Consider the following 14417-nt stretch of genomic DNA (forward strand, 5'->3'; position numbering starts at 1 on the left):
GCTTTTTTTATTGTAAGTAAATTATGTTCAAGGAGTGAAGTCATTGAGTTTCAAGCAAAAGAAAAAGTGGATCATTACTTCAGAATTTGATCAAGATAAAATCGATTTGTTATCTAAAGAACTAAATGTTTCTCCTTTGTTTGTTAAACTCTGCTTGAATAGAGGATTGGATACCAAGGAAGCGATCGAACATTTTATAAATCCAGACGAATCATGGTTTCACGATCCTTTTCTATTTTATGATATGGAAAAAGCAATCGAGAGAATAACTAGTGCGATTGAAACAGGGGAAAAAATCACGATCTATGGAGATTATGACGCAGATGGAGTCACAAGTACTGCGATTTTATATGAAACAATTGAAGCAATGGGTGGTAATGTAGAATATTTTATTCCTAATCGTTTTGTTGAAGGATACGGTCCTAATATAGAAGCGTTTGATAAATTTCTTACTAATGATACAAGTTTGATTATTACTGTTGATAACGGGGTAGCTGGACATGATGCTATTCATTACATACAAGATAAAGGTGTAGATGTTATTGTTACAGATCATCATGAGCTTCCTGGAACATTACCAGACGCTTATGCTATTATCCATCCAAATCATCCGAATGGGAATTATCCTTTTAAAGATTTATCGGGTGCCGGTGTTGCATTAAAAGTAGCGACTGCTTTATTAGGAGCCTTTCCGGCAGAACTTCTAGACTTAGCAGCAATTGGAACGATTGCTGATCTTGTATCGTTAAAGGATGAGAATCGAGCAATTGTCAACTTTGGACTTAAGGTGATCAGACAAACACAAAGAATAGGTATTCTGAGCTTATTTGATGCATTATCCGTATCGTTAAAGGAAATTGATGAAACGACAATCGGATTTAAAATTGCGCCACCCATCAATGCAATAGGACGTATTGAAAATGCAAGTCCTGTAGTTGAACTGCTTACAACATTTGATGAAGAAAGAGCTTCAGAAATTGCAGTTTTACTCGAAAGTAAAAACAAAGAACGCAAAATACTTGTTTCTGATATTTTTACTGAGGCTATGGCGCAGTTAGCCGAACAAGAGAATGCATATGTTAATATTTTATCTAAAGAAAATTGGCATCCTGGTGTTCTTGGTATAGTAGCAAGCAAAATCATTAATGAGACAGGAAAGCCTACCATAATTTTGAATATAGATTCCGAAACTGGTGAAGCTAAAGGTTCTGGCAGAAGTATAAAGGCTTTCAATTTATTTGAACACTGTAACGATGTAAGAGGTTTGTTCAAACATTTTGGAGGACACCATATGGCAGCAGGGATGACCTTGCCAGTTGAAAATATCAGTGTCTTACATGAAGCACTGAATGAAGCAGCAAAAACCATTCAAGAAACCACAGACTTTTTTGAAGAAATTGAAATTGAAGAAGAGTGTGAGATAGCAGATATTAGTTTGGAAGCTATCAAAGAAATAGATTTTTTGAAGCCTTTCGGTACAGATAATCCAAGGCCTGCATTTTTATTCGAAAATGTTCACCCTGTTGAGTCACGTGCAATAGGAGTAGATCATGCGCACTTGAAGTTGAAAGTGAGTCAACCGAATGCACAACTTGATATTATTGCATTTAATTATGGAGGGAAAGCAGAAGCTTTAAAATCAGATTCAAGTATATCTGTTGTTGGAACATTAGAAATTAATGAATGGAATGGAAATAAAAAGCCTCAATTACAATTAATGGATTTACAATTTCAAGATGCTGTTATTATTGACAAAAGAACATCAGAATTAAAAAAATCTGATTTTTCAATCAAGCATGCAACTTATATTTTCTTTAATCAAAAGAATTATAGTAAGTATAGTAAGTATGTAACGAAAGAATCACAAGCAACATTGATAGATAATATAAAAGATGCAGAAAATTTTAAAGTTAATACCCCTTCTGTACTTGTAGATTGTCCAGATTCGTTTGATCTTTTAAAAAATACTCTGCAAGGTAATGAAGAATATGAGCTTTATTGCATATTCTATGCTGATGAGAATAACTATTTATTAGGAATGCCTTCAAGAGAACATTTTACCAAATTATATAAATTTCTTGCTAAGCACAAAAATATTGATCTAAAGGAAAAAGGCTCCTTACTGGCAAAATATTTGAATTTCGATAAATCTATTTTGAAATTCATAATCAGGGTGTTTTTAGAGGCAGGATTTGTTACAATAGAAGGTGGACTGCTTAATATAAATGTAGAAGTCAAAAAAATGGATGTAGCTGAAACTCAAGTCTATAAACAGAGAAAAGAAAAAATTGAAGTTGAAGAGATGTTGGTCTACAGTTCATTCAATGAATTGACTAAACTGCTTAAAAGTTTAAATCAAATTAAGGTTGAACAATAAAGGAGAGTAAACATGAATTTAAAAGATTTTGTTGCTGATGTGCCTGATTTTCCACAACCCGGTATTATTTTCCGAGATATTTCACCATTAATGGCAGATGGTAAAGCATATGGAGAAGCAACTCAACAAATTGTTAACTATGCAAAAGACAAAGAAGTCGACATGATTGTTGGACCTGAAGCAAGAGGGTTTATTGTTGGATGCCCAGTAGCTTTTGAATTAGGTATTGGATTTGCGCCTTGTCGAAAAAAAGGGAAATTACCTAGAGAAACGATTGAAGTAAGTTATGGACTTGAATATGGCAATGATGCCTTGCAGCTTCACAAAGATTCTATCAAACCGGGACAAAAGGTTCTAGTTTGTGATGACCTGCTTGCTACTGGAGGTACAATCGCAGCTACTATCGAGCTGGTTGAAAAGTTAGGTGGAGAAGTAGTTGGAACAGCATTCTTTATAGAGTTAAAAGACCTGCATGGTAGAGATAAAATTAAAGGTTATGATATTTTTACTTTAATGGAATATTAAGCGTCGTAGAATAAAAAGTGTTGAATCAACCTAAATCGTTTAAAAACGTTTAGAAAAGTTGATTCAACACTTTTTTAAAAGAAAATTTAACCAATTAAACAGGTAGCTTCGTTATACTCCGTTCTTTATGTTTTAGTCCCCATTGATGCATGGCGTTTAAGATTGGCCGAAGAGTTTGTCCGTATTCAGTTATCGAATATTCTACACGCGGAGGAACTTGGGCATATACTTTCCGCATAATGATTTCTTGAGATTCTAATTCTCGTAATTGTTTAGTCAACATTTTTTGAGTAATTTTAGGTATAGCTCTTTTTAGTTCACTGAATCGCATGGGACTCTCTGCTAAAAGATTTAAAAGAATGATAGGTTTCCATTTTCCTACTAAAATTTCAAGAGATTCATTTACTTCGCAAAACTCCGGATTTAAGTTAGTCATGTATTTATACATCCTATAGTATATTTAATATACTATAGCACTAAAAAGTACCTACTTCAAATCAAGTAATAGTTTTAGTATACTACACTTACATAAAATAAGGAGAGTGCTAACATGAACAATCCTAGAATCTTACCAAAAATCGATCAGTCAAAAGGATTGGAGTTTGGATTATATACACTTGGAGATCATTTACCGAATCCGCATACGGGGAAAAGAATATCACCTAAACAAAGAATTAATGAAATTATAGAGACAGCTATTTTAGCTGAAGATGCAGGGTTAGATGTCTTTCAAATAGGAGAATCACATCAAGATTCCTTTATTTCACAAGCACATATGATCCTTCTATCAGCAATTGCGCAAGCTACAAACAAAATTAAATTATCTTCAGGAGCAACAATCATCAGTACTTCAGATCCAGTAAGAGTATTTGAAGATGCTGCTACGATTGATCTATTATCTGATGGCAGAATGGAAGTTGTAGCTGGTAGAGCTTCAAGAGTGGGGCTCTTTGATTTGTTAGGTTATGATCTACAAGGCTATGAAGCATTATTTGAAGAAAAATTTGACTTGTTTCTGAGAATTAATGAAAACGAAACTCTTAATTGGAACGGAGAATTTCGTTCTCCGTTAAAGAATGCTCAAGTTATCCCTAGACCAGACAATAAAGAAAAAGGTTTGCCAATCTGGCGGGCAGTTGGCGGATCTTACACATCTGCACAAAAAGCTGGCCGCATTGGAGTTCCAATGTATCAAGCACACCTTGGAGGACCAGCATCAGAATTTAAAAAGCCAATTGATTTATATAGAGAAACAGCAGCAGAATCAGGATTTAATATAAATACTTTGCCAGTAGCGACAGCTGGTTTCTTTTATGTAAGTAATAATAAAATGGACGCTTTTAAGGAATATTATCCTCATGTAAATGAAGGAATGAAGATTACAAATGGTCAAGGGTTTCCTAAGCAAGCTTTTGCCCATGGTCAAGACTATAGAAGTGTTATCAATGTCGGAGATCCTGAGTCAATTATTGAAAAAATATTATATCAGCATGAATTATTTGGAAATCAGCGCTATATTGCTCAATTAGACTTTGGTGGGGTTCCGATGGAGAGCATCAAGAGAAATATAGATATTATCGGAGAAAAAATTCTTCCCGCTATAAAAAAATATACTAAAAAATAAAGGAGAGTATCTTAGTGAATATAGTCGTAGTATCAGGATCAAATGTTGGAGAAAAAACGAGTATTGCCGCTAATAAGGTGATGAATGTATTAAAAGAAAAATATTCAGAAGAGAATACTATCAGCATTCTCGATTTAAAAAAACTTTCCTTGGAATTCAGTGATGGAAGAAATTATCTGGATTATACTGCAGATACAAAATATGTTACTCAGTCCTTAATGAATGCGGATGTTATTTTTTTTGGTACACCAATTTTCCAGGCTTCAATTCCAGCGTCCCTTAAAAACCTTTTTGATCTTTTACCTCAAAATGCATTTGAATATAAAACTTGCAGTATTATCACAACAGCCGGATCAAATAAACATTATCTAATTCCAGAACAGCAATTAAAACCGATACTGGGATACATGAAAGCTAATATCGTACCTAATTATGTTTATATATTAGATACTGATTATGACAAAGGGACTATAATAAATGATGATATCCATTTTCGGATAGATAAACTAGTTGAGGATACGATTATTTTAGCTAAGGCGTATAAAGATATCTGGTCACAGCAAGAAGATTCTTACGGATTTTAAAATTAAAAAACCATGCAGTACAATAGATGTTCGGATCCCGATGATCTGAAACCATCTACGTACTACATGGCTTTATTTTTAATATATGTGACTTCTATATAAAGAAATAACTTTCCCTAAAATAGAAACATTAGGTAAAATGATTGGATTCATTGTATCATTTTCTGGTTGTAAACGAATATGCCCATTTTCTTTGTAAAATCTTTTACAGGTAGCTTCGTCCTCGTCTGTCATAGCAATTACTACATCTCCATTTTGAGCAGTTTCTTGTTTTTTGACAATGACCTGGTCTCCATCTAATATACCTGCGTTGATCATACTATTTCCACGAATAGTCAGCATGAATAAATTTCCTTTTTCAATTTCAAGATCATTTGGAATAGGAAAATAGTCAATTGCTTCTTCAACTGCAAGAATCGGTTCTCCAGCTGTAACAACGCCTAGAAGGGGAATGTGATTTTCAAATTCATCGATTCCAATTTTAATCAGCCCTTCTTTTGTAAATTCAATTGCTCTTGGTTTAGAAGGATCTCTTAAAATAAAGCCATTTTTTTCCAGTCTCGCTAAGTGACCATGAACTGTCGAAGTGGAAGATAAGTCAGTAGCCGAACCAATCTCACGAACGGTAGGTGGATATCCTCGTTTATTTACTTGTTCGTGTATATAACGCAATATTTCAATTTGCTTTTCACCTTTACGGCCTCTAGTTGTCATAAAGTGACACCTCGTCCTTTCAAAGTTTATATAGATAGAGCCATGTATAAGTAATATATATATCAAGATTATTTCTCAGCTTATAAGGATATAAACTATAAAAAAATTATATCATAAACCGAACATTGAATCAAACGAATGTTCGAAATAGCCCCTTTTAAAATTATGAATTGAGAACATAGAGTATTTATAATATACTTTATGTTTGCAAAAAGTTATGATTCATTTTAAAACAATGTTATACTTTGTTTGTAAAGACTATATACATCAGTCTTTTTGAAATTCTAAAGGAGGATAAACATGTTACCTAAAAAACAATTAGATCGTATAAACGAATTAGTACGCAAAGATCGTGTCGAAGGATTGACTCATGAAGAAAAAACCGAACAAAAAGAGCTTAGAGAAAAGTATATCAAAGCGTTTCGATCTGGTATGAAAAACCATATTGAAGGAATGAAAGTAGTAGACCCAGAAGGAAAAGATGTTACACCACATAAATTAAAAAAAATCCAGCGTGAAAAAGGTATTCACAATAGATCATAAAAAAGTACTGATTTTATATGATTTAAGTGAGTCACAGCTTATGAAAGCGTTGAAAAAAACTGATTTAGATAGTACAATGACTAAGAGCGTTAACATTTTAGCAATAGGAAGGAATGAATATACTTGTTTGATAAAACTGATCAAATGGCAGTAGATACAATTCGAACTCTAAGTATTGATGGAGTTCAAAAGGCAAACTCAGGTCATCCAGGATTACCGATGGGGGCTGCACCAATGGCCTATACCCTCTGGACTCGTCATTTAAACGTTAATCCTAAAAATACAAAATGGTTTGACCGCGACCGTTTTATTTTGTCAGCAGGACATGGGTCTATGTTACTGTACAGCCTCTTGCACTTATCAGGTTATGATGTAAGTATTGAGGATCTGAAAAATTTCCGTCAATTAGAAAGTCGCACACCAGGACACCCTGAAGTTCATGTAACTGATGGTGTAGAAGCTACTACTGGCCCTCTGGGACAAGGTGTTGCAAATGCTGTAGGAATGGCAATGGCTGAAGCACATCTTGCAGCAACTTATAATAAAGAAAACTTTAATGTTGTCGATCATTATACTTACGCTTTGTGCGGTGATGGTGATTTGATGGAAGGGGTATCACAAGAAGCAGCTTCTCTAGCGGGTCATTTGAAATTGGGTAAAATGATTATGCTGTATGATTCTAACGATATATCACTAGATGGTCCGACCTCTAAAGCATTTACTGAAGATGTAGGAAAACGTTTTGAAGCATACGGATGGGAACACATTCTAGTAGAAGACGGAAATGATCTCGATGCAATAGATAAAGCAATTACCGCTGCTAAAGAAACGAAAGATAAACCAACATTAATTGAAGTTAAGACAGTTATCGGTTTTGGAGCTCCTAATGCAGGAACTCATACAGTTCACGGAGCTCCTTTGGGACCTGAGGGTGTTACTGCTGCTAAAAAAGCATATGGATGGGAAGGCGAAGATTTCTTCGTTCCTGAAGAAGTTGCTGCAAGATTTAAAGAACAGATTGTTGATAAAGGAATAAAGGCTGAAGAAGAATGGAATAAACTGCTTGTGGAATATAAAGAATCACACTCCGAATTGGCAGAAAAGTTCAGTTTAGCTTTAAGTGGAGAACTTCCTGAAAATTGGGATGAACATTTACCTGTTTATTCAGAAGAAGATAAAGGCGCTGCTACTCGTGCAACAAGTGGAGAAGTATTAAATGCTTTATCACAATCGATTCCTAATCTGTGGGGTGGTTCAGCAGATCTTTCAGGGTCTAATAATACAATGATGAAAGACCAGTCTGATTTCCAGCCAGGTCATTATGAAGGAAGAAATATCTGGTATGGGGTTCGCGAATTTGCTATGGCTGCTGCTCTTAACGGCATCTTGTTGCATGGTGGAACGAAATCTTATGTAGGAACGTTCTTTGTATTTAGTGATTATCTGCGTCCAGCTGTTCGTTTAGCTGCTTTATCTAAAATTCCAGCTATTTATGTACTGACTCATGATTCAATTGCAGTTGGAGAAGATGGACCAACTCACGAACCTGTAGAGCAAATCTCAAGTTTCAGAGGCATGCATAACCTTTCTTTAATTAGACCTGCCGATGGAAATGAAGTTGCTGCAGCATGGGAAATCGCTCTTAAATCAACGGATAAACCAACAATGTTAGTATTGACTCGTCAGAACTTACCAGTATTGAGCAACTCAGCTACTTTGGCTAGAGATAACGTGAAGAATGGTGCTTATGTAATTTCACCATCTGAAGGGAAAACGCCAGAAGGTATTTTGATTGCTACTGGTTCAGAAGTTTCTCTTGCTATTTCAGCTCAAAAAGAACTGAAGGCTCAAGGAAAAGATGTTTCAGTAGTATCTATGCCAAGCCAAGATCTATTTGACTTGCAATCAGCTGAATATAAAGAAACTGTTTTACCATCAAGCGTTACGAAACGTGTATCAATCGAAATGGGATCATCCTTCGGATGGGACCGTTACACTGGTATTAAAGGTGCAAGCTTGTCTATCGATAAGTTTGGAGCAAGTGGAAATGGATCATCTGTAGTAGAAGAATATGGTTTTACAACAGATAATGTAGTAAAAACTTATTTATCTTTAAATTAAGGTCGCAGAATAACTGAGGATTCTAGCAGTGAATATTATAGTCTATTATTCTGAATGGAGCACTCGTGGGTTATTTGCCCTCATTCACTTTAATAACTGTAAAATTCACTGCTTTTCTCTATTGTTTTAAATAAAATAAGCAAAAACCACACTTTAGGTTTATTTTTATATAAAAGTTGTGTAAAATAATCGAGTGAGTAATTAGAATTGGGGATATGTGCTTTCGTTTCAATTAAAAACGATGTTTATATATATTGATTCTATATTAACTAGAAAATTGGAGAGGAGTGAAAATATGCCAACATGGGGCTGGATTATTTTAGTTATTGTAGCACTTATCGGAGGATTAGTTGGAGGATTCTTCATTTCGAGAAAATACATGATGGATTATTTCGAGAAAAATCCACCGATCGATGAGAATATGCTTCGTATGATGATGCTGCAAATGGGACAAAAACCATCTGAAAGAAAAATTAATCAAATGATGAGTCAGATGAAATCTCAGCAAAAGAAAAAAAATAATGCGAAGAAGTAGTAGGTATCAGTTGACTAGCAAGTATATGTAGTTGATAATTTAATAATTAACAAAAAAACGGGCAAATTTTTGCCCGTTTTCTTTTACAACATTATGACACTGTGTCATAATCAGTTATATTTTTAATAAAGTTATAAAAAATAAAAATAGGAGAAAAATACATGGACATATTTAAACGGTTGAGTTGGTTTTTCCTCAAAGAAAAAAAGTCATATATGTTAGGAATATTCTCGTTGGTAGTTGTTGCACTTCTTCAACTTATTCCCCCTAGAATAATCGGAATAGTAGTAGATGAAATCGAAACAGATAGTATCACTTCTAAGTCTTTGACTTTCTGGCTAAGTATTTTACTCGTATCAGCTTTGCTTCAATATATCTTTAGATATATATGGCGAATGAGAATCTGGGGAAATGCTGCGAAATTAGAACAAACAGTAAGAAAGCAATTATATAATCATTTTACAAATATGGATAATCAGTTTTTTCAAAAATATCGTGCCGGAGATTTAATGGCTCATGCTACAAATGACTTAAGAGGATTGAGAATGGTTGCTGGAGGCGGCATTCTTACAATGGCTGATGCTATTAGTGTAGGATTGACTACACTCTTGGCGATGATGTTTGTTGTTGACTGGAGACTGACTTTAATTGCAGTTTTTCCTTTACCACTCTTAGCTATTACATCTAGAGTATTAGGTCGAAAACTTCATATGAGATTTAGAGATGCTCAAGCATCATTTTCTCAATTGAATGATAAAGTTCAAGAAAGTATTCAAGGAATTAAAGTTTTAAAAACGTTTGGACAAGAGAAAGAAGATGTTGAAGAATTTAAAGAACAGACAGCAAATGTGGTGGCAAAAAATAGACTAGTATATAAAATAGATTCATTATTTGATCCTGCTATTACTTTAATTATGGGGGTATCGTACTTTTTGACCATTCTTGTTGGTGGGTTATTGATAACAGAAAACGAGATTAGTATAGGAGACTTTGTTACTTTTATTAACTATATCGGTATGCTGGTATGGCCAATGTTTGCGATTGGACGACTCTTCAATATTATTGAAAGAGGTTCGGCTAGTTATGATAGAATCGAAAATCTATTACGAGAAGAATCTTCAATTGTTGAAAGAAAAGGTTCAATTGAGACTCCTGTAAATGGCGATCTAGAGTTTTTTATCAAAAAATTCTCTTATCCAGAGGATGAAGTTACGACTTTACATGATGTTCGTTTCAGCCTGAAAGCAGGACACACTCTGGGAATCGTTGGTAAGACTGGTGCTGGAAAAACGACCATTCTTAAGTTGCTGCTTAGAGAATATGATCATTATAAAGGAGATGTTCAATATGGAGGTCATGATATAAGAGACTATACGTTAGATGCACTGCTAAAACATATTGGATATGTTCCTCAGGACAACTACTTATTCTCAACAACAATTAGAGATAATATTCGTTTTGCCGATCCGAGTTTACCACAAGAAGAAGTAGAAGCAGCAGCTCGCTTAGCTGATATTCATGACGATATTTTGAATCTGCCAAATGGTTACGATACACAAGTTGGTGAACGAGGCGTATCTTTATCTGGAGGACAGAAACAAAGAATCTCAATTGCCAGATCAATCATTACTAATCCCGAGTTAATGATACTGGATGACTCATTATCAGCAGTAGATGCTAAAACGGAAGAAAGTATTCTATCTGGATTGAAAGAAAAAAGACAAAAGCAGACAACAATTATTGCTGCTCACCGAATTAGTTCTGTAATGCATGCAGAAGAAATTATTGTTGTTGAAGGTGGTACGATTGTAGAACGTGGAACGCATAAACAATTATTAAATCTTGGTGGATGGTATAAAGATATGTATCGTCAGCAACAATTAGAGCAGAAACTGGAAGGAGAGGATGAATAATGGAACAACCTGAAATCGTAAAAGATCGATCCATTCCTTTCAAACAGCAGATGCATATACTGAAAAGAATTTTGAAATTTGCTCATCCTTATAGGAAGGAGTTTACTGCAGCTATTATTTTCAGTATATTACTTGCAATCATAAATGCAATCTTGCCAAGGATTATTCAGATATTTATTGATGATCATTTAACTACTGGAGGTGCTACTTTTAGAACTATTCTATTTTTTGCATCACTTCATTTTGGAGTAACATTGATTCGAATGATTGTCTGGTACTGTGAACTGTATATCTTTAATATGGCATCGGAGAAAACAGTTAAAAATATTCGTGAGAATCTCTATACAAAACTTCACAGTTTAGGCATGAGATTTTTTGATCAGACTTCAACAGGGTGGATTATTACTAGAGCAACAAATGATACAGAAGCTATGAAAGATTTCTGGAATGTTTTTCTAACGATTATGCAAGGAGTATTTGGTGTAGTTATTTCCTTAAGTGCCATGTTTTATCTGGATGCTACTGTTGCAGTATGGATTCTACTCTTTGCGCCAATTTTGCTGATAGTAATAAGGTTTTACCAAGTATATAGTTCTAAGACATACGTTGATATGAAGTCAAAGTTGAGTTCGCTCAATACAAAGCTGGCTGAAACAATTAACGGGATGGCTATTATTCAACAGTTTAGACAAGAAAGACGCTTACAGAAAGAATTTGAAGAAACAAATCGTTCATATTTTGATTCAAGATATTCAATGGTGAGAATCAATGCGATTTTATTAAGCCCAATCATTAACTTCTTATATACAGTTGCAGTTGTTCTGATATTGGCAATTTTTGGAGTAAATGCTTTAAGTAGTCCGGTTGAAGTAGGAATTATCTATGCTTTTACTTCTTATGTAAATGATTTTTTCAGGCCTTTGACAAGATTGATGGATAGCTTGAGCTTGTTTCAAGATGGTATAGTTTCAAGCAGTCGTATTCTAAAAGTAATGGATAATGAAGAGTATGCTCCTGAACAAAATGATATACCGGGGGCAGAAATTGAAAATGGGAAAATTGAATTTAAAAATGTAACTTTTTCTTATGACGGAAAATCTGAGGTGTTGAAGAATATTAATTTTACAGTAAATCCTGGAGAAACTGTGGCGCTAGTAGGTCATACAGGTAGTGGGAAATCTTCAATAATAAACGTTCTTATGCGATTCTACGATTTTCAAAAAGGTGAAGTTCTAATCGACGGTAGATCGATAAAAGATTATCCTATGAGAGAGTTAAGGAGAAAAACAGGACTAGTTTTACAGGATTCTTTCTTATTCTATGGTACTATAAAAGATAACATTAGAATTAAAAATGATGAAATAAACGATCGTGAGATTATTCAAGCTGCAAAATTTGTTCAAGCGGATCAGTTTATCGAAGAATTGCCAGGGGAATATGATGCAAGAGTAGTTGAACGAGGAGCAAGTTTCTCTAGCGGGCAAAAACAGCTCATTTCCTTTGCAAGTACAATAGTTAGAGATCCTAAGATACTGATTCTGGACGAAGCAACTGCCAATATTGATACTGAAACAGAAACGCTTATCCAAGAGGGTTTGAATAGAATGAGAAAAGGCCGCACTACAGTAGCGATTGCTCATAGACTTTCAACGATTCGCGATGCTGACCAAATACTAGTATTAGATAATGGAAGAATCATCGAGCGTGGAACACATGATGAATTGATTTCTAATGGTGGTAAATACAAAGATATGTATGAATTGCAGAATATAGGATTACAGACCAAATAAAAAAAGTGGGCGGTCATAATAGACCGTCCACTTTTCTATTTATAAAATAGTATTGAGTTACTTCAATTCATCCAGCTCTTCAAAAGCAGTTTGGATTTTATCTGAGTAGTACTGATTCACGTCTTCAACACCCTCGATTTTTCTTTCAACGTAAAAAGGATCTCCAATTTTTACAGTTGCCTTTTTACGTTTGAAAATATCCTTGATCGTATAAGGTCCCTCATAAACAACAGGAACAATCTGACGATTGCTTACTCTAGCGATTGTAACCGCTCCGCCCTTTAATTCTTGGGAATGTCTTGTACCGGAAGGGAAAATTATTAAACTAAGTTTATTTTCTTTTAAGATTTTGATTGGTTTTTTTATGGCGCTAGGTTTTGGATTATCACGATCTACTGGAAATGCATTCATTTTAGTAATGAACCATCCGAATATTTTATTGTTGAATAGTTCCTTTTTAGCCATAAAACAAAACTGTCGAGGACTAGCAGCTAAAACGATAAAAACTGGATCAATCAATGATCTGTGTGGTGCAATTAGGACATAAGTCTCATCTTTGGGTAATTTTTCTTGATTAATATATTTTGGTTTTCCATTAAAAATATAGATAAGAATTCGAATGAATCCTCTAACAAAAGAAAAAAACACGTATTGACACTTCCTTAATTAAATTTTCAATCTTTATAATTATGCGATAATCAAAAGAAAGAAGCAAGTTTTTTTAAAAAATTTGCTATTTAGGACTTGATTATGTATAATTAAAGGCGGTGTAAAAATACACTAATTTCACACTTTACTGGATGTAGTGAAAGGTGCTCTGTAGCCATGGAGTCTTCATACAAGTGAAAGTAAGGGCGGAAAAAAACCATAATGGAGGAATGTACAAATGGCAGTAGTATCAATGAAACAACTATTAGAATCAGGAGTTCATTTTGGACATCAGACACGTCGCTGGAATCCAAAAATGAAGCGTTATATCTTTACAGAAAGAAACGGAATTTATATCATCGACTTGCAAAAAACAGTTCGTATGATCGATCAAGCTTACAATTACGTTCGTGAAATCGCTGAAGATGGTGGAACAGTTCTTTTTGTAGGAACTAAAAAACAAGCTCAAGATGCTATTAAAGAAGAAGCAATCAGAGCGGGCGCTTACTTCATCAATCACCGTTGGTTAGGTGGAACACTTACTAACTGGGATACAATTCAAAAACGTATTACTCGATTAAAAGAACTTGAAAAAATGGAAGAAGATGGAACTTTTGAAGTTCTTCCTAAAAAAGAAGTAGGAATCTTAATTAAAGAACGTGACCGCTTAGAAAAATTCTTAGGCGGAATCAAAGATATGCCTAAACGTCCAGATGTATTGTTCGTCGTCGACCCTCGTAAAGAGCATATTGCAGTTAAAGAAGCTCAAAAATTGAATATCCCTATTGTAGCTATGGTGGATACAAACTGTGATCCAGATGAAATCGATGTAATCATCCCTTCAAATGATGATGCAATTCGTGCAGTTAAATTATTAACTAAAACTATTGCAGATGCTGTTATTGAAGGAAATCAAGGTGAAGAAGGCTTTGAAGAAGAAGCTAAATCTGATTCACTTGATAAAATTGTTGAAGTTGTAGAAGGCGACAACGAATAATTTTAAGAACTATATTTAAAGTTCTTTACATTTCGATTAGGAGGAA

The 14417-nt window shown here is 34.4% G+C and carries 13 protein-coding genes; 10 read left to right on the forward strand and 3 right to left on the reverse strand.

Annotated features, from left to right (window positions below; genetic code table 11):
* Positions 1 to 43 precede the first annotated feature (43 nt).
* Together recJ and BKP56_RS08830 are read left to right on the forward strand one after the other, a co-directional pair.
* Complete coding sequence (recJ, locus tag BKP56_RS08825) at positions 44 to 2377, forward strand: single-stranded-DNA-specific exonuclease RecJ (protein ID WP_072694728.1); 2334 nt, start codon at positions 44 to 46, stop codon at positions 2375 to 2377.
* Between the two features lie 12 nt (positions 2378 to 2389).
* Complete coding sequence (locus BKP56_RS08830) at positions 2390 to 2902, forward strand: adenine phosphoribosyltransferase (protein WP_072694729.1); 513 nt, start codon at positions 2390 to 2392, stop codon at positions 2900 to 2902.
* Between the two features lie 94 nt (positions 2903 to 2996).
* Here the strand turns inward: BKP56_RS08830 and BKP56_RS08835 are convergent, their stop codons facing one another.
* On the reverse strand, positions 2997 to 3338 hold the full coding sequence (locus BKP56_RS08835; protein ID WP_072694730.1) for a winged helix-turn-helix transcriptional regulator: 342 nt from the start codon (positions 3336 to 3338) through the stop codon (positions 2997 to 2999).
* Between the two features lie 114 nt (positions 3339 to 3452).
* Between BKP56_RS08835 and BKP56_RS08840 the strand changes: the two genes are divergently transcribed.
* Both BKP56_RS08840 and BKP56_RS08845 read left to right on the forward strand, forming a co-directional pair.
* Entirely contained in the window at positions 3453 to 4526 is a 1074-nt protein-coding gene (locus BKP56_RS08840; RefSeq protein ID WP_072694731.1) for an LLM class flavin-dependent oxidoreductase, read from the forward strand.
* A 14-nt stretch (positions 4527 to 4540) separates the two neighbouring features.
* Entirely contained in the window at positions 4541 to 5110 is a 570-nt protein-coding gene (locus BKP56_RS08845; protein WP_072694732.1) for an NADPH-dependent FMN reductase, read from the forward strand.
* 78 nt (positions 5111 to 5188) lie between these two features.
* On the opposite strand, the gene lexA is transcribed toward BKP56_RS08845, so the two are convergent.
* On the reverse strand, positions 5189 to 5824 hold the full coding sequence (gene lexA, locus BKP56_RS08850; RefSeq protein WP_072694733.1) for a transcriptional repressor LexA: 636 nt from the start codon (positions 5822 to 5824) through the stop codon (positions 5189 to 5191).
* 300 nt (positions 5825 to 6124) lie between these two features.
* Here lexA and BKP56_RS08855 point away from each other — a divergent pair, with 300 nt between their 5' ends.
* The 5 genes from BKP56_RS08855 (at position 6125) to BKP56_RS08875 (ending at position 12726) form a co-directional block, all read left to right on the forward strand.
* Positions 6125 to 6367 (forward strand): DUF896 family protein, encoded by a 243-nt coding sequence (locus BKP56_RS08855; protein ID WP_072694734.1) that lies wholly within the window; start codon positions 6125 to 6127, stop codon positions 6365 to 6367.
* Positions 6368 to 6490: 123 nt separating this feature from the next.
* On the forward strand, positions 6491 to 8488 hold the full coding sequence (gene tkt / locus BKP56_RS08860) for a transketolase (protein WP_072694735.1): 1998 nt from the start codon (positions 6491 to 6493) through the stop codon (positions 8486 to 8488).
* A 295-nt stretch (positions 8489 to 8783) separates the two neighbouring features.
* Positions 8784 to 9023: a YneF family protein gene (locus BKP56_RS08865; RefSeq protein WP_072694736.1), complete on the forward strand. Its 240-nt coding sequence runs from the start codon at positions 8784 to 8786 to the stop codon at positions 9021 to 9023.
* A gap of 161 nt (positions 9024 to 9184) precedes the next feature.
* Complete coding sequence (locus BKP56_RS08870; RefSeq protein ID WP_072694737.1) at positions 9185 to 10936, forward strand: ABC transporter ATP-binding protein; 1752 nt, start codon at positions 9185 to 9187, stop codon at positions 10934 to 10936.
* Positions 10936 to 12726: an ABC transporter ATP-binding protein gene (locus BKP56_RS08875; protein ID WP_072694738.1), complete on the forward strand. Its 1791-nt coding sequence runs from the start codon at positions 10936 to 10938 to the stop codon at positions 12724 to 12726. The genes BKP56_RS08870 and BKP56_RS08875 overlap by 1 nt, the downstream gene beginning before the upstream one ends.
* A gap of 57 nt (positions 12727 to 12783) precedes the next feature.
* On the opposite strand, the gene BKP56_RS08880 is transcribed toward BKP56_RS08875, so the two are convergent.
* Complete coding sequence (locus BKP56_RS08880) at positions 12784 to 13374, reverse strand: lysophospholipid acyltransferase family protein (protein ID WP_072694739.1); 591 nt, start codon at positions 13372 to 13374, stop codon at positions 12784 to 12786.
* Positions 13375 to 13612: 238 nt separating this feature from the next.
* Here BKP56_RS08880 and rpsB point away from each other — a divergent pair, with 238 nt between their 5' ends.
* Positions 13613 to 14371: a 30S ribosomal protein S2 gene (rpsB, locus tag BKP56_RS08885; RefSeq protein ID WP_072694740.1), complete on the forward strand. Its 759-nt coding sequence runs from the start codon at positions 13613 to 13615 to the stop codon at positions 14369 to 14371.
* The last annotated feature ends 46 nt before the right edge of the window (positions 14372 to 14417 follow it).

The organism is Marinilactibacillus sp. 15R (assembly GCF_001895285.1).
Classification (GTDB): Bacteria; Bacillota; Bacilli; order Lactobacillales; family Carnobacteriaceae_A; genus Marinilactibacillus; species Marinilactibacillus piezotolerans.

What these genes read in the sequence shown, in the direction of transcription:
- BKP56_RS08830 (WP_072694729.1), top strand. Translation starts at nt 2,390, where the DNA reads ATGAATTTAAAAGATTTTGTTGCTGATGTGCCTGATTTTCCACAACCC.
- BKP56_RS08835 (WP_072694730.1), bottom strand. Translation starts at nt 3,338, where the DNA reads ATGACTAACTTAAATCCGGAGTTTTGCGAAGTAAATGAATCTCTTGAA.
- BKP56_RS08840 (WP_072694731.1), top strand. Translation starts at nt 3,453, where the DNA reads ATGAACAATCCTAGAATCTTACCAAAAATCGATCAGTCAAAAGGATTG.
- lexA (WP_072694733.1), bottom strand. Translation starts at nt 5,824, where the DNA reads ATGACAACTAGAGGCCGTAAAGGTGAAAAGCAAATTGAAATATTGCGT.
- BKP56_RS08855 (WP_072694734.1), top strand. Translation starts at nt 6,125, where the DNA reads ATGTTACCTAAAAAACAATTAGATCGTATAAACGAATTAGTACGCAAA.
- BKP56_RS08865 (WP_072694736.1), top strand. Translation starts at nt 8,784, where the DNA reads ATGCCAACATGGGGCTGGATTATTTTAGTTATTGTAGCACTTATCGGA.
- BKP56_RS08870 (WP_072694737.1), top strand. Translation starts at nt 9,185, where the DNA reads ATGGACATATTTAAACGGTTGAGTTGGTTTTTCCTCAAAGAAAAAAAG.
- BKP56_RS08875 (WP_072694738.1), top strand. Translation starts at nt 10,936, where the DNA reads ATGGAACAACCTGAAATCGTAAAAGATCGATCCATTCCTTTCAAACAG.
- rpsB (WP_072694740.1), top strand. Translation starts at nt 13,613, where the DNA reads ATGGCAGTAGTATCAATGAAACAACTATTAGAATCAGGAGTTCATTTT.